The 15754-nt window shown below is 55.2% G+C and carries 15 protein-coding genes and 1 tRNA gene; 8 read left to right on the plus strand and 8 right to left on the minus strand.

Features of this window, described 5'->3' with window-relative positions; translation table 11 throughout:
- The first annotated feature begins 158 nt into the window (after window positions 1-158).
- Window positions 159-1544: a cysteine--tRNA ligase gene (gene cysS, locus OTG14_RS01060; protein WP_032646206.1), complete on the plus strand. Its 1386-nt coding sequence runs from the start codon at window positions 159-161 to the stop codon at window positions 1542-1544.
- 85 nt (window positions 1545-1629) lie between these two features.
- Here the strand turns inward: cysS and OTG14_RS01065 are convergent, their stop codons facing one another.
- From OTG14_RS01065 to folD, 5 genes are all read right to left on the minus strand, one after another.
- Window positions 1630-2151, minus strand: a complete 522-nt coding sequence (locus tag OTG14_RS01065; protein WP_267214455.1) for a metal-dependent hydrolase — start codon at window positions 2149-2151, stop codon at window positions 1630-1632.
- A gap of 73 nt (window positions 2152-2224) precedes the next feature.
- A complete protein-coding gene (gene malI / locus OTG14_RS01070; RefSeq protein ID WP_061715843.1) occupies window positions 2225-3241 on the minus strand; it encodes a Mal regulon transcriptional regulator MalI in 1017 nt (338 codons plus the stop codon).
- 83 nt (window positions 3242-3324) lie between these two features.
- The gene (locus OTG14_RS01075) at window positions 3325-4824 is read right to left on the minus strand and encodes a PTS transporter subunit EIIC (RefSeq protein WP_024906880.1); all 1500 of its coding nucleotides are present in this window, start codon (window positions 4822-4824) and stop codon (window positions 3325-3327) included.
- Between the two features lie 235 nt (window positions 4825-5059).
- A complete protein-coding gene (ybcJ, locus tag OTG14_RS01080) occupies window positions 5060-5272 on the minus strand; it encodes a ribosome-associated protein YbcJ (RefSeq protein ID WP_023334767.1) in 213 nt (70 codons plus the stop codon).
- A gap of 1 nt (window position 5273) precedes the next feature.
- The gene (gene folD / locus OTG14_RS01085; protein ID WP_008499332.1) at window positions 5274-6140 is read right to left on the minus strand and encodes a bifunctional methylenetetrahydrofolate dehydrogenase/methenyltetrahydrofolate cyclohydrolase FolD; all 867 of its coding nucleotides are present in this window, start codon (window positions 6138-6140) and stop codon (window positions 5274-5276) included.
- A gap of 309 nt (window positions 6141-6449) precedes the next feature.
- Between folD and fimA the strand changes: the two genes are divergently transcribed.
- From fimA to sfmF, 6 genes are all read left to right on the plus strand, one after another.
- Window positions 6450-7013, plus strand: a complete 564-nt coding sequence (gene fimA, locus OTG14_RS01090) for a type 1 fimbrial major subunit FimA (protein WP_023310641.1) — start codon at window positions 6450-6452, stop codon at window positions 7011-7013.
- Window positions 7014-7081: 68 nt separating this feature from the next.
- On the plus strand, window positions 7082-7627 hold the full coding sequence (gene fimI, locus OTG14_RS01095) for a type 1 fimbrial protein subunit FimI (protein ID WP_048991450.1): 546 nt from the start codon (window positions 7082-7084) through the stop codon (window positions 7625-7627).
- A 34-nt stretch (window positions 7628-7661) separates the two neighbouring features.
- Window positions 7662-8354 carry a type 1 fimbria chaperone FimC gene (gene fimC / locus OTG14_RS01100; protein WP_061715842.1) on the plus strand — a complete coding sequence of 231 codons (693 nt, stop codon included), beginning with the start codon at window positions 7662-7664 and terminating at the stop codon, window positions 8352-8354.
- A 14-nt stretch (window positions 8355-8368) separates the two neighbouring features.
- Entirely contained in the window at window positions 8369-10930 is a 2562-nt protein-coding gene (locus OTG14_RS01105; protein WP_024906883.1) for a fimbrial biogenesis usher protein, read from the plus strand.
- Entirely contained in the window at window positions 10923-11930 is a 1008-nt protein-coding gene (gene fimH, locus OTG14_RS01110; RefSeq protein WP_024906884.1) for a type 1 fimbria D-mannose specific adhesin FimH, read from the plus strand. The genes OTG14_RS01105 and fimH overlap by 8 nt, the downstream gene beginning before the upstream one ends.
- A gap of 9 nt (window positions 11931-11939) precedes the next feature.
- Window positions 11940-12461 (plus strand): fimbria assembly protein, encoded by a 522-nt coding sequence (gene sfmF, locus OTG14_RS01115; protein WP_024906885.1) that lies wholly within the window; start codon window positions 11940-11942, stop codon window positions 12459-12461.
- A 51-nt stretch (window positions 12462-12512) separates the two neighbouring features.
- On the opposite strand, the gene fimZ is transcribed toward sfmF, so the two are convergent.
- The 3 genes from fimZ to OTG14_RS01130 form a co-directional block, all read right to left on the minus strand.
- The gene (fimZ, locus tag OTG14_RS01120; protein WP_267214456.1) at window positions 12513-13145 is read right to left on the minus strand and encodes a fimbria biosynthesis transcriptional regulator FimZ; all 633 of its coding nucleotides are present in this window, start codon (window positions 13143-13145) and stop codon (window positions 12513-12515) included.
- An 800-nt stretch (window positions 13146-13945) separates the two neighbouring features.
- Window positions 13946-14674, minus strand: a complete 729-nt coding sequence (locus tag OTG14_RS01125; RefSeq protein ID WP_048991448.1) for a helix-turn-helix transcriptional regulator — start codon at window positions 14672-14674, stop codon at window positions 13946-13948.
- A 24-nt stretch (window positions 14675-14698) separates the two neighbouring features.
- Complete coding sequence (locus tag OTG14_RS01130) at window positions 14699-15397, minus strand: EAL domain-containing protein (RefSeq protein WP_267214457.1); 699 nt, start codon at window positions 15395-15397, stop codon at window positions 14699-14701.
- A 278-nt stretch (window positions 15398-15675) separates the two neighbouring features.
- Here OTG14_RS01130 and OTG14_RS01135 point away from each other — a divergent pair.
- Window positions 15676-15752, plus strand: a tRNA-Arg gene (locus OTG14_RS01135).
- Window positions 15753-15754: the final 2 nt, after the last annotated feature.

A 15754-nucleotide genomic window follows, 5' to 3' on the forward strand; every position in this document is an offset into this window, starting at 1 on the left:
GTTATTGTGGTACGTCGACCCGCGTTCGGGTCATCTATAGGGGCTTGTTATAGCATAACCACAGGATGCGATCACCTTGCATTGTGTGCTGCTTCGGGTTTGAATTACGGGTAGAATAGCCGGTTTTCAACCACACACGTGTTTACATGGAATCTTCGATGTTAAAAATCTTTAATACAATGACGCGCCAAAAAGAGGAATTTAAACCTATCCATGCCGGGGAAGTCGGCATGTACGTGTGTGGTATTACGGTTTACGATCTCTGTCACATTGGCCATGGCCGTACCTTTGTCGCTTTTGACGTGGTGTCACGCTACCTGCGTTTTCTGGGCTATACCCTGAAATACGTGCGTAATATCACCGACATCGACGACAAAATCATCAAGCGCGCTAATGAGAACGGCGAAAGCTTTGTCGCGCTGGTGGATCGCATGATCGTCGAGATGCACAAAGATTTCGACGCCCTGAATATTCAGCGCCCGGACAGCGAGCCGCGCGCGACCCACCATATTCACGAAATCATCGAGATCACCGAAAAGCTGATCGCACGCGGTCACGCCTACGTTGCGGACAACGGTGACGTGATGTTCTCGGTGCCAACGGACCCAACCTACGGTTCGCTTTCCCGTCAGGATCTGGATCAGCTCCAGGCCGGTGCCCGTGTCGACGTGGTTGACGTGAAGCGTAACCCGATGGACTTCGTGCTGTGGAAGATGTCCAAAGAGGGGGAGCCAAGCTGGCCATCCCCGTGGGGCGAAGGCCGCCCGGGCTGGCACATTGAGTGTTCCGCGATGAACTGCAAACAGCTGGGCAAGCACTTCGACATTCACGGCGGCGGTTCAGACCTGATGTTCCCGCACCACGAAAACGAAATTGCGCAGTCCACCTGCGCCCACGGCGGCGAGTACGTGAACTACTGGATGCACTCCGGGATGGTAATGGTTGACCGCGAGAAGATGTCGAAATCGCTGGGCAACTTCTTTACCGTGCGCGACGTGCTGAAGTATTACGACGCGGAAACCGTGCGCTACTTCCTGATGTCTGGCCACTATCGCAGCCAGCTGAACTACAGCGAAGAGAATCTGAAGCAGGCGCGCTCGGCGCTGGAGCGTCTGTACACCGCGCTGCGCGGGACCGACAGGTCTGTTCCGGCGGCAGGCGGCGAAGCGTTCGAAGCACGCTTTGTTGAGGTGATGAACGACGACTTCAACACCCCGGAAGCCTACTCCGTGCTGTTCGACATGGCGCGCGAAGTGAACCGCCTGAAGTCAGAAGATATGGCGGCGGCGAATGCGCTGGCGTCTCATCTGCGTAAGATCTCTTCCGTGCTCGGCCTGCTGGAGCAGGATCCGGACGTGTTCCTGCAGAGCGGTGCGCAGGCGGACGACGGCGAAGTGGCGGAAATTGAAGCGTTGATCAAAGCGCGTCTGGAAGCGCGTCAGGCGAAAGACTGGGCGGCGGCCGATGCGGCGCGTAACCGTCTGACCGAGATGGGCATCATTCTGGAAGACGGCCCGCAGGGTACCACCTGGCGCCGTAAGTAAGTCTGTAACGCCCGGTGGCGCTTACGCTTACCGGGCCTACGGGTAAAAGTAGGCCGGGTAAGGCGCAGCCGCCACCCGGCTTTTTTTACCTTCTTCTCCACCACAACATTCCCATCAGCACAACCCCCGGCAGCCACACCCACAGCAGTTCTGAAATAATCACCTGCTGCCCGTACGGCGTGGTATAGCGTGAGAGCGCAAACGGCGCGACCTTAATCACCTGCCACGGCGCAAAGAAGCGTTCATCTGACCACGGCCACAGCCAGCCGACGCCTTTTCCGCCTGTGGTAATCGAATCCAGCAGGCTGTGCGACAGCAGTGATACCGTTAAAAACAGCCAGCACCGCGTCAGGCTGGCCCTGAACCATCGTCGTCCAGTCAGCACGCAAAGTATCGGCACCACGAAGGCGAACAGCAGGGAGTGGGTAAAGCCGCGATGGCCGAAAACATTTCCATACGCGACGCCGAACCTGAACGCCAGCACGTCGGCATCCGGCAGCATGGCGAGGACAATCCCGGCAAACAACAGGCGAGGAGGAATCACTTTGGTTCCCAGGCCTAAGCCCAGACAAAGCGGAACAGCAGCGTGCGTAATAACGGTAGGCATTGACATTATCCATGGCAAATCATGGAAATATAGCAGTAAACCCGCGCCAGCAGACCCGCGTCAAATTCTTATTTTACGCCGACTCGCGCGCGATAAGCTGCCCGGAAAGCGTAATGCGCTGGGTTTGCAGCGTCGGCTCCTTCAGCGTGCGAATAATCAGCCCGGCCGCCTGACGCCCCGTCTCTTCGCTGGCGGACGAGACGTAGGTAAACGAGGGCGAGGTGAGGTTAACGTGGAGCATATCTTCGAAACCGACCAGCGCGACCTGCTGTGTTAAAAACACATCTTTACCCACCGTACGCCCGACCTGATGAATACCGGAGATGGAGCCGATCATGGCATCCGGCGAGTGGCAGAGCAGGGCGGTGATAGTATTGTTTTTTTCCAGCAGCTGGCGGGTGGCGAAACCCGCAGCCAGGGTGTCATCGCTGCAGGCCGGAGAGTATTCATCGCGCCAGACCAGCCCGTTTTGCGCCATCGCGCTGCGAAAACCGAGCAGGCGCTGTTCGCGGATAAGGCAGCCTTCGCGTCCGCCAATGTAGGCGATATTGCGATGACCGCGCTCGATAAGATAACGCACCGCCAGACTGGCCGCCTGACGGTTATCGCGCATCACCAGATTGCATTTTTCATCCAGCAGCGACTGAGAGACCACCACCAGCGGCAGCGGGCAGCGGCGAATCTGTTCCGGTAGGGTAGAGGTGCGGGTATCCGAGGCCAGATAGATCACCCCTGCGACGCCCTGCTGCTTAAACGACAGCAGGCAGCGCTCAAGTTGGTCATGGTCGTTCTGGGGCTGGCCGAGAAAAACCATATACCCCTGTTTTTCAAGATCCTGAACGATGCTCGCCATCACCTTGATGGAGAAACTGTCGCTAAAGTCACGGAGGATCAGGCCAATCAGATTGGACGTATTGGCGCGGAGGTTGGCAGCGGCAACGTTATGAACATAGCCCAGCGTATTGATGGCAGCGTTGACCTTCTCGATCGTTGCCTCTGAGATTTTCCCTTTCTGGCGCAGCACCAGCGAGACGGTGGAAACCGACACGCCCGCGTGCTTTGCGACATCAATAATGCTGACTTTCTTCAAAACCGCTCCCTGAAATTTACCGATTATCAGCCAGATAAAACACGTCTCCCAGCGTACAGGAGACGTGTCGTTCAGGCATCTTATTATTTGCCGATCATGGTGGACATGGTCTGGGCGATAAACTGTGCTCTGGCACCGAAAATCACCTGAATACCGTTGTCGCCGACAAAGACCACGCCGCGCGCGCCGAGTCCGTTCAGGCCGTCTTTATCCACCACCTCACTTTTTGTCACTTCCAGGCGAAGACGGGTGATACAGGCGCCGACGGAGTCGATGTTATGCGCCCCGCCCAGCAGGGTGATGATCTCGGTCGCGAGTTCAGAATCAGATTTCTCATCCGCGTTGGCGGTCACTTCAGTGCGGCCCGGCGTTTTCACGTCGAAGCGACGGATCACAAAGCGGAACGTGAAGTAATAAATCAGGCCCATTGGAATGCCGATGATAATGGCGCTCAGGAAGTGGGTCTGGTAGCCGTTAAACGACGGCAGGATCCCGAATGACAGATAGTCGATAAAGCCTGCAGAGAACGACTTGGCGATATGCGCATGCAGCAGGTACATGGTCATGTAGGCCAGACCCGCCATGATGGCGTTAAAGACGTACAGAATCGGTGCCACGAAGATAAAGGTAAACTCAACCGGTTCGGTGATCCCCGTCAGGAAGCAGGTGAGCGCCGCGGAGAACAGAATACCGGCCGCGATTTTCTTATTCTTCGTATGGGCTTCGTGATACATCGCCAGGCACGCGGCGGGCAGCGCGAACAGCATCAGCGGGAATTCACCCTGCATGAACTTACCGGCGTTCTGGTAGGTGTCGCTGCTGAAGGATTTCACCCCTTCTTCCAGCATCTTGAACCAGATGGTCTGGTCGCCATGGATCACCTGGCCTGCCTGGGTGGTGTAATCGCCAAACGAATACCAGAACGACGGATACCAGATATGGTGCAGACCGAGCGGGATCAGCGCACGTTCCACCAGACCGAAGATAAAGGTCGACGCCGCCTGATTATCGCCGTTCACCACCACGGAGAGCGCGTCGATACCGGCCTGGATATGCTGCCAGACGTACGGCAGCAGCAGCCCCATCAGGAAAGAGAGGAACGCCGTTGCAATCGCCACGAAGCGCTTGCCGGAAAAGAAGCCCAGGAACTCCGGAAGCTGCATGGTGTGGAAGCGGTTATAGCACCAGGCCGCGAGAATACCGCAGATTAGGCCGCCGAAGACGCCCATCTGCAGCGTCGGAATGCCCACCACCATGGCGTATTTCCCGCCCTGGGAGGCCATTTCCGGCGTGATGCTCAGCACGGTGCTGATGGTGATATTGGTGACAAACACCGAAACGGCCGCAGACAGCGCCGCGATGCCGGATTCTGATGCCAGACCCACGGCGGAGCCAATGGCAAACAGCATTGGCAGGTTATCAAAAATAACCCCACCCGCGTTCATCATCAGCGGCAGATGGAACTTATCGCCGAAGGCCAGCAGCAGGCCCGCAGCGGGAAGCAGTGAAATTGGCAGCATTAAGGCGCGACCAATCATCGATAACTTAGACAGCGATTTAACAAACCCTGATATCAGACTCATGCTGATTTCCCCCGAGTAGCGCTTTTTTTGGCGCTGTTATTGTAAGTAGAACGTTTTAGTAGAACGTTCTACTTATCGTGGGCAAAGAGTGAAAAACGCGCAACTGAATTTTCACGTTTCAACAGATGAAATAGTGATTATTTGAAGTTGATCGATAAATAACCGTGATGGGTGTGAGGGAATTTTTTATCCCCTCTCCCTGAGGGAGAGGGTTGGGGTGAGGGCATCAAACGGCTCAGGCCGTCACGGTTACGCTCTGTCCTTCAAAGCTCACGGTCTGTCCCGCGACAATCTTGCAGCGCTTGCGGGTTTCCACCACGCCGTCGACTTTTACCAGCCCGTCGGCGATAACGATTTTCGCCTGCGCGCCGCTTTCGCTCCAGCCTTCCAGCTTGAGCAGATCGCACAGCTCAACGTGCGGGTGTTTACCTAATGAAAAAGTCGCCATCTTACGCGTCCTCTACGTCGTGATATTCTTCGCATGCCTGCAAAGTATTCTGAATCAGCGTTGCGACGGTCATTGGACCTACGCCGCCCGGTACGGGGGTAATGTAAGAGGCGCGCGCGGCGGCATCTTCATACACCACGTCGCCAACCACTTTGCCGTTTTCCAGACGGTTAATCCCGACGTCCACGACGATTGCACCCTCTTTAATCCACTCGCCCGGAATAAAGCCCGGCTTACCGACCGCGACGATCAGCAGATCGGCATTTTCGACGTGATGACGCAGGTTCTTGGTGAAGCGGTGGGTCACGGTGGTGGTGCAGCCGGCCAGCAGCAGCTCCATGCTCATCGGACGGCCCACGATGTTAGAGGCACCAATCACCACGGCGTTCAGGCCGTAAGTATCGATGTTATAGCGCTCCAGCAGCGTCACAATGCCGCGCGGCGTGCACGGGCGCAGACGCGGCGCACGCTGGCACAGGCGGCCAACGTTGTACGGATGGAAACCGTCCACGTCTTTATCCGGTGCGATACGCTCCAGCACCTTCACGTTGTCGATACCTGCTGGCAGCGGCAACTGAACCAGAATGCCGTCGATCTCTTTATCGGCATTCAGAGTGTCAATAAGTTCCAGCAGTTCTGCTTCGCTGGTGGTTTCCGGCAAATCGTAAGAGCGGGAGACGAAGCCGACCTCTTCACACGCTTTGCGCTTGCTGCCGACATAAATCTGCGATGCCGGGTTGCTGCCAACCAGCACAACGGCCAGCCCGGGGGCGCGTTTTCCGGCGGCTTTACGCGCCTTCACTTTTTCCGCGACCTCAGAGCGCACCTGCTGCGCAATCGTTTTACCGTCAATAATCTTTGCTGCCATCAGAGAGAAGATTCCGTCTGTAACGTTCGAAAGGGGGGATGCGTGTATTTTGTCAGAAGCGAGCCTCGCTGTCAGTCACCCTTTACGCGTTTTTATCAGCAAGACGCAAAAACCCTTCTTAAGGGATGGTCAATTTCTTAGGCGGGATTAGGATGTGACCTGGCGAAATGGCAGCGTTTTGACATATTTAAAAATCGCCTCCTGAGCTACTTTGTCTCCTCCGAAATAAGCTTTCAATTACTCAATTGAACGTATTTCTTATTCCCGATTATTCGCGGGAAGGGTTATTTACATTTTAAAGGAATAGACATGAAACTCAGCAACATTGCTTCTACTGTTATTGCAACTTTGGCCCTGGTTGCGGGTGCCGCAAATGCAGCAGATCCTGCTGCGCCGGTTTCCGTAAATGGCGGTACCGTACATTTTAAAGGTGAGCTGGTTAATGCCGCTTGTTCAGTAAATACGGATTCTTCCGAGCAGACCGTTAATCTGGGTCAGTATCGCACCGCGAAATTTACCAAAGTGGGCGACACCACCTCTAATATTCCATTCAACATTGAACTGAATGATTGCGATCCGCTGGTTGCCAAAACTGCAGCTGTTGCGTTCACCGGTCAGATCGACCCAACCGACAAAACCCTGCTGGCCGTGACCTCCGGTAACAACGACAACACCGCGAAAGGCGTGGGTATCGAGATCCTCGACAGCAAATCCAGCGTTCTGACCCCAGACGGCGCGACCTTCTCTGCTGCGCAGACGCTGATCGAAGGGACCAACACCCTGAAGTTCACCGCGCGTTATAAATCAACGGCTGCCACCACCGAGCCGGGCCAGGCGAACGCTGACGCCACCTTCGTAATGAAATACGAGTAATTCCTCCGCACAGGGATGTTCAGGCCTCAGGGACGAGGCCCGTCATACGCTATTGCCAGGAACGAAGGATGACAAGGACTGGAACACTACTGCTGTTAACCCTTGCGATGGCTTGCCCGGCTTCGGCGCATACCGTGGTGATCGAAGGTGGCAAGGTTCATCTCCGGGGTGAACTGGTGAACGGCGGCTGCGCTGTGGCGCCCGACAGTCAGAACATGCGCATCGACATGGGGCAGTATCGAACCAACTCATTTTCCGGCGTGGGCAGTTTTTCCACGGTGAATGTGCCTTTCACCGTGCGGCTGCTGGACTGCAGCGTTGATGTTTCGCGCACCGTGGGGATCCAGTTTCAGGGCGTCACACCCGCAGAGGATCCGCAGGTCTTTCTGGCGACATCGCGGCCGGGTGAAACACCTGTCAGCAGCGGCGTCGGGCTGGCGCTCTTTGACGAACAGCAGCGTCAGATTATCCCAAACGCCACGGCCATCAGCTGGCTGCCGATCGAAACTCGCGAGCTCGCGTTCCATTTTAGCGCTCGCTATCGGGCTATTTCCGAACATCTCGAGCCAGGCAAAATTCAGTCGGATGTCTGGTTTACGTTGATTTATCCATAACACCTGCGAACACATTATTAAAGGTACGGTTGTGATGAATACCCTAATTAAACCAGGACTTTTTTTATCGTTTATTTTGATGATGGTTTCTGCCTGCGCAAATGCATCCGGCGGTATTGCGCTGGGGGCCACGCGCGTTATTTATCCGGCAGAGGCGAAGCAAACGTCGCTGGCGATCACCAACAGCAACAAACAGGAACGCTATTTAATTAACGCGTGGATCGAAAATGCGAATGGGCAAAAAGAAAAAACCTTTGCCGTCACGCCGCCCCTGTTTGTTAGCGAGCCGAACAGTGAAAACACGCTGCGTATTATTTACGCCGGGCCGGCGCTGCCTGCCGACCGCGAATCGCTGTTTTACATGAACGTGAAGGCGATCCCGTCAGTGAACAAAGCCAAAACGGAAAACAATAACGTGCTGCAGCTGGCGATCCTCTCGCGCATCAAGCTGTTTGTACGCCCTAACAACCTGGCGATGCAGCCGGAAGAGGCGCTTTCCCAGCTGCGGTTCGAACGCGCGGGTAACCACCTCAAAGTTAGCAACGCGTCCCCGTATTACATCACCCTCGTCAATCTGAAGCTGGGCGGGCAGCAGCTGGATAACCTAATGGTTGCGCCGAAAAGCTCGGCTCAGCAGGTGCTGCCAGCCGGTGCCAGCGGTACGCTTTCCTGGCAGAGCGTGAATGACTACGGTGCCATCACCCCGGCGCGTAGCGTCAACCTGTGAGCAGAGTCAGGGCGATGAAAAACCACCAGAGACGTTACTGCCCGGTTGCGCTGGCGCTGATGGCTGCGCTCTGGCCGCAGGCTGGCTGGAGCGAAAGCTATTTCAACCCGGCCTTTTTGTCCGACGACACCGCCAGCGTGGCGGATTTGTCGCGTTTTGAACAAGGACATCAGCAGGCACCCGGCGTTTATCGCGTGGATATCTGGCGCAACGATGAGTTTATCGGTACCCAGGACGTGCGTTTTGAGCAGGCCGAGAACACGCCGCCGGTGGCGGGCGGTTTATCGGCCTGCATTACGCGCGCGATGCTTGACCGCTTTGGCGTCAACGTTGCGGCGTTTCCCGAGCTGGCTAAGGTGCAGGGCGAGACCTGCGTTCCGCTGGCTACGGCCATACCCGGCAGCGAAACGGTATTCAACTTTGCCTCACAGCGTCTGGACGTCAGCCTGCCGCAGGTGGCGTTGCAGAACAGCGCCCGGGGGTATATTCCGCCCGAACAGTGGGATGAAGGCATTCCCGCCGCGCTGGTGAACTACAGCTTCACCGGTAACCGGGGAAGCGAAGACGACAGCTATTATCTGAACCTGCAAAGCGGGTTGAACTATGGCGCCTGGCGTTTACGTAACAACGGCGCATGGCGGTACACGCAGAATAACGGGCAGCGGCACAGCGAGTGGCAGAATATTGGCACCTGGGCGCAGCGCACCGTTATCCCGCTGAAAAGTGAACTGGTGCTGGGCGACAGCAATACCGGCAATGACGTCTTCGACAGCATGGGGTTCCGCGGCGGGCGGCTCTTCTCGTCTGACAGCATGTACCCGGACAGCCTGCAGGGCTACGCGCCGACCGTGCGCGGGATCGCCCGTACGCCCGCCAAAGTGGTGGTTCGCCAGAATGGCTACGTTATCTATCAAAGCTATGTCCAGCCGGGCGCATTTGCCATTACCGATCTTAACCCGACCTCCTCAAGCGGTGACCTGGAGGTCACGGTCGAAGAGAAAGACGGCACCCAGCAGCGCTATACCGTGCCGTACTCCACCGTGCCGCTTCTGCAGCGTGAAGGGCGCTGGAAGTACGACCTCGTCGCGGGGGATTACCGCAGCGGTAACAGCGATCAGGACACGCCGTTCTTCACCCAGGGAACCCTGATTACCGGTCTTGCCAACGGTTACACGCTCTACGGCGGGACACAGCTGGCGTCACGCTATACCGCGGTGGCCGTCGGGGCCGGAAAAAACCTGGGTGACTGGGGCGCGGTCTCGCTCGATATCACCCACGCCCGCAGCCAGCTTGCGGACGACAGCAAGCATGAAGGGCAGTCTCTGCGCTTCCTCTATGCGAAATCCCTTAACGGCTTCGGCACCAACTTCCAGCTGCTGGGCTACCGCTACTCCACGAAAGGCTTTTACACCCTCGACGATGTCGCCTGGCGCTCAATGGAAGGCTATCAGTATGCCGATAGCCAGAACGATAACGATGTTCCAGACGTGCAGAGTTATCACAACCTGACGTGGAATAAAAAAGGCCGCTTCCAGCTCAACGTATCTCAGTCGCTGGGGGACTACGGCTCGGTCTATATCTCCGGTAGCGAGCAGACCTACTGGGGAACCGACGAGACGAACCTCTGGTACCAGTTGGGCTATGCGGGCGGCGTGAAGGGGATCAACTACTCCGTTTCGTGGTCGTGGAACAAATCCGTTGGGATAGACGGCACCGATCGGATCGCGTCATTTAACGTCTCCGTGCCGTTCAGCCTCTTTACCCGTCAGGGCTATCGCCGGGACAGCGCGATTGACCGCGCCTACGCTACGGCATCCGCCAGTCGAAACAGCGATGGCGACACAAGCTGGCAAACCGGCGTCAGCGGAACGCTGCTGGAGGACCGCAACCTGAACTACAGCGTGACCCAGGGACACACCAGCACCAACGGCGCAAGCGGAAGCGCCAGCGCCAACTGGCAGGCGACTTACGGCACGTTGGGCGTGGGCTACAACTACAGCGACGATCAGCACGATCTCAACTGGCAGCTCTCCGGCGGGGTGGTCGGACACGCCGACGGCGTGACCTTCAGCCAGCCGCTGGGCGATACCAACGTGCTGATCAAAGCGCCGGGAGCATCAGGCGTCAGCATTGAAAACCAGACCGGGGTGAAAACCGACTGGCGAGGCTACGCGGTGATGCCGTATGCCACCGTCTATCGCTACAACCGCGTGGCGCTGGATACCAACACCATGAGCAACAACACCGATATCGAAAACAACGTGAGCAGCGTGGTGCCGACGAAAGGCGCGCTGGTGCGCGCCAGCTTTGATACCCGCATTGGCGTGCGCGCTTTGCTGACGGTGATGCGCGGTAACCAGCCCGTGCCGTTCGGCGCTGTGGTCCGTGAAACCCGAAGCGGTGTCACCAGCATGGTGGGGGATGACGGGCAAATTTACCTGAGTGGGCTGCCGCTGGAAGGCGAACTGCTGATCCAGTGGGGCGACGGGGCGCAGTCCCAGTGTCGCGCACCTTACAGCTTGTCTGAACAGAGCCTGCAACAGGCAATCACACTTAAGGGGATCAGCTGTGATTAAAACCCAAATCTTTGCCTTGTCGCTGCTGGCGTTACTGCCCGCGACAAACGCATTCGCTACCGTGTGCGTCAATGAGAAAGGCGTGCCGACGGAGGTGCATTACGACCTGACGGATAAATTCAATAGCTCGAATAACCAGATTGGACAGGTCGTGACGCTCAGCGAAAAATCGCAGTGGGTAGGGGTGAATGCCGTCTGCCCGAAGGGCACGACCGGGAACACCACCAAGCGCAGCTATGTGACGGATTACCCGATCACCGGGACCAGCGATGGCTACCAGTATCTGAAGCTGAACGACTATCTGGACGGGGCCATGAAAATCACGGACAGCTATGCTGGCGTGTTTTACCCGCCAAAAAGCTATATCCAGATGGGGAGCCATCCTAACGTCTCCAAAAACAAACCGTTTGGCGTTCAGGACTCCAGCCTTGTCTTCCGCCTTAAGGTGACCCGGCGTTTTATCAACATGGTGGTGATCCCGCGCGCCACCATGTTCCGCGTCTACGTCACCACTACCTCCTCCGATCCGCTAACCACGCCGGTCTATACCATTAGCTACAGCGGAACCATTCAGGTGCCGCAAAGCTGCGCCATTAATGCCGGTAACGTGGTGGAGTTTGATTTCGGTGACATTGGCGCCTCTTTGTTCAGCAAGGCGGGCGTGGGTAACAAGCCGGAGGGCGTCTCATCGCAAAGCAAAACCATTGCGATCAAATGCACCAACGTGGAGGCGAACGCCATGCTGACGATGCGCGTCGAGGCGGAAAAAGTCTCTGATAATGTGCTGGTGTCGGATAACCCGGACGTCGGGTTCATCATTGCCAACGAGAGCGGAGCGCCGCTCACGCCTAACAACCTGACAAGCAAAATTCCGTTCCGCCTTGACGACAGCGCGCAGGCGCAGGTGGGGATCCGGGTCTGGCCGGTGAGCGTGACGGGCAATAAGCCAGCGGAAGGGCGTTTCACCTCGCGCGGGTACTTGCGCGTGGATTACGACTAAGGAGCCAATATGCGAAACGGGATCCGTTTTATCACCGTGGCGCTTCTTGCGCTTTGCACACAGGCTCAGGCGGACACCGCGTTGGGCGAAATTAACATTCGGCTCTACGGCAATATCGTCGATTTTACCTGCGTTGCCGAGGGCAGCGACAGCGACAAGACCGTCACGCTGGGCACCTGGCCCACGAAACAGCTCAGCACCACCGGAAGCCGCACGCAGCCCATGCCGTTTACGCTGAAGCTGACCGGCTGCCCGCCGGGCGCGGCGTCCATTACGTTTTCGGGTAAAGCCGACGGGAGCAATAACGGTTTGCTGGCGCTCAATGACGCCAGTACAGCAAGTCATGTCGCGGTAGAGATCAGGGATGCGGATAAAACGCGTCTGGCTCTCCAGCAGGCCAGCCAGCCGGTGTCGGTTGATGCGCAGGGGAATGCGACATTGTCGTTTTATGCCAATTATATTGCCACCGCAGATAATCCTCAGCCCGGACGAGCCGATGCGGATGCCACCTTTATGATTAACTATAATTAGCACTGACCGCACTCCCTGCAGCTCAGATAAGCTGCAGGGAGTGAATTCAGGTTAAAGCAGTTCGTGCGCTTTGGCGTAATCAATTAATTCTACGATGCTTTGCACACCCAGCTTGGAATAAATATTGGATTTATGCGCGCTAATAGTTTTGTTGCTTAATAGTAGCTGTTCAGCAATTTCCTTATTGGATAATCCATTCGCCAGATACCGTAATACCGTGACCTCACGATTCGATAATGGCATATCTACTGCCATCCCTTTCCCTGAACCCAGGTGGTTTATAAAGTTCAGCGTTTCCGACGGGAAAAAGGAATAGCCCATCAGGATCATTTCTACGGCGTTGTAGATCTCACCCAAATCTTTCCGTTTGCTGACGAAGCCATTTGCCCCGGCGCGAATGGCGCGACCCGCGTAAAATAGCTCTGATTTAGACGAGAGGAACAGAACCTTAATCTCTTTGTTTAAGTTTCTGATTCTCTTAAGTAAAGTGAAAGCATCCGTGCCCGTGAGTTCAATGTCAAGGATCACCAGATCGATAGGGTGATTGCGGATACAGTCAAGGACTTCATGGCTATCGCCAGACTTGAGCTTGACTGCGATATTCTTATTTTTCTGTAGCAGGACTTCTATCGACATTCTGACGATAGGATGTTCGTCCATAATGATAACGGATGCCGGTTTCATTTTTAATGCCTCAGATTGTTAAAAGCGTTATGCAGAGTTTGGTAAAACTCTCGAAATGCCGGAAGGATATAATGTGCAGATCCCTATACCGTAGTATTTCCCTGGAAAGAGCGAAAGCATCCTTGTTTACGTAATGAAAAGAACTATGCCTCAGCGCGGTCATCTCATTAGGCTGGTGTTGGCAAAAAGGTTTTTCTTATTCAAATTTGGTACGCATCTTATTATACAGGGTAAGTTTTTTCCGAAAACCCTGTAAATTAATATCCGCGTATGGGTTTGTATTATCTTCTGGATCTGAATCACTATTTTTTTAAAATTAGCGGAAATATCCTATTATCTCATTTACCGCATATTTTCATCTTTATGTAATAACAAAAAATAACAGATATCTCTGTATGTTGATCAATTGTTAACAAAAATAGACATCATTTCTGGGGGCGAACCCGCGACGCGGAGGTTAAAAATTGCCCTCGCAGGCCGTCAGACCTTCATCCGAAAGTGCTTGCGTTGACCACGATAACGGCGCCAGGTCCGCAGGAGAACATGCTACCCGCTTCGCTTTTTACTCCTGGACGTTGTCGCTAAGCTGCTTGTTTTTACATCATTATCATCTTGTTAACGCTATCTGCATTCGCCTAACGGATGGAGGAAAGTGCTGCCGTTCATTCAATTTATGGCATTTCACAAGGTTTACGCCCATAAATTAGGAATAGTTATAAATTCGATTTTATTGTTAAAAATTAACATTTATGTAACGCAATTGGTAAGTAAATTCCTAAACCGCTTTAGGAAATAAGGGGTTAGGACGTGAGTGAAAACGTGCAGTCTGAGAGGTTATTAAGAAGATGAAGCAATTCCTGGCGATGGCTCAGCCCCAGCTTCAGCAGGATGCAGCTGAGACGATAGATAATGCGGCTATAGGGGCGATTCTGCATCAGGGCAATCTGACGCAGCGTCTTGCCCCGTGAGAGCTCCTGCAGGATGGGCCATTCATTGCGTGAGAACCAGTCTTTGTCGGAACCCTGCGGGGGGCGGGTATCCAGCAGGCTGTGCTGGAGCGCGGCGGCGTTCAGTTGGCGTTCGAGCACATGAAAGGGACCTGCCGCTTTGCAGAAGAGGCGGGTGTCGTAATTATCGGCCCGGACTAACAGCCAGGGCGTCAGGTACGGAGGAAACAGGCTATGCCTTCTCAACTGATCCAGTTTCTCCAGCAGCCCCGTGGACCGGCTTTCTATATCCACGACCAGACGGGCGGAGGGCCACTGTGTCTGAGCGATAAGGGCGTCGTCCAGCGTGGCGTAGTCGCAGCAACTGCTCAGAGGAAACTGCCCGTTGAGAAAGCCGGTGCGCAGGTAGTGATCCTCCGTCACCAGAAGGATAAAAGGGGCGTCTGTTTTGCGGGGCTGGCTGATGGACTGGCTCAAAAATTCGAGTCGGTCGAAAAAGGGGGGAGCAAAAGGTGAGCGCGTAAATCCCAGTGCATCACTTCCTGTACGCCGCCGCCGGTAACGGCGCACTGTCATTCGCATGGTCTCCCTCCTGGAAATGGCGTTTTAATCCTCCGGCCATGTCCAGGACGGCCAGTAATATCCCTGGCCGAGGTCTGCGCCTGCCTGCAGTGCCCAGGTACGATCGCGTTCAGTCTCAATACCTTCAATAAGCACTTTCCCGGCCAGCTGAAAGCAAAGGGAAACCAGTTGCCTCAGCTCAGGGGTGTCGCGTAAACGCCAGAATGCTTCCTTATCTATTTTGACGCCGCTTAACGGGAGTCGACAGGATAAAAACGACTGCACTAAGACGTCGTCCACGTCATCCAGCCAGATAGCGTGTCCCTGTCTGCTAAGTTGCTGCAGATTCTGAACCACATGCTGCTTCTGTGCGACGGTTAGCGCCAAAAAGGACGCGAGGTCGACAATCTCAATATTGAGCTGCACGCCAGGTAACCTGATAAGTCGCTGAAAAGACGCAGGCTCCGTCAGGACGGTTATCGGCAGATTAATAAAAAGGTTATGTCCGTGCGGCGTATTTTTTAGCGTGGCAAGCTGCGCTTCAAGCAGGGTTATCGACCACTCAGCGGACCGATCGCAAAAAAAGTCCTCGCTGTGGCGCGTGTCGGACAGAACGCTAAGTACCTCCACGCCAACCTGGCGCAGGGAGGTGAGGGCGACGATAGGCTCAAGCTTAATGCCGACGATGTCCTGAGAAAGGTACTGTAACCGGGGGGGCGTATCGATCAGGTTTTGCGCTGTCACTCCATTGTCCTGTTGTCTGTCAGCCTCCAGGCGGCCGGGATACCTGACTCTAGTGTGACGAGCTGACGTTCAGGAAAACAGCAGGCGTTACTTAAATGCAACTAGGCCTTTTCGCAGCGCTAAATTTTACGGTGAAACAGGGAGAAATGTTGAGAAAATAGCCGTATTTACAATCGGCTAGCGGTAATTGCCCTGGAAAGCGGAAAAGGCATTGACTCACCTGCCATTGACCGTATAATTCTTCGCGTTTCACCACCGCGAAGCACACGCTTCTCAGTGCGCCCTTAGCTCAGTTGGATAGAGCAACGGCCTTCTAAGCCGTAGGTCGTAGGTTCGAATCCTACAGGGCGTGCCATT

Source organism: Enterobacter pseudoroggenkampii (assembly GCF_026420145.1).
In the GTDB taxonomy this organism is placed as follows: domain Bacteria; phylum Pseudomonadota; class Gammaproteobacteria; order Enterobacterales; family Enterobacteriaceae; genus Enterobacter; species Enterobacter pseudoroggenkampii.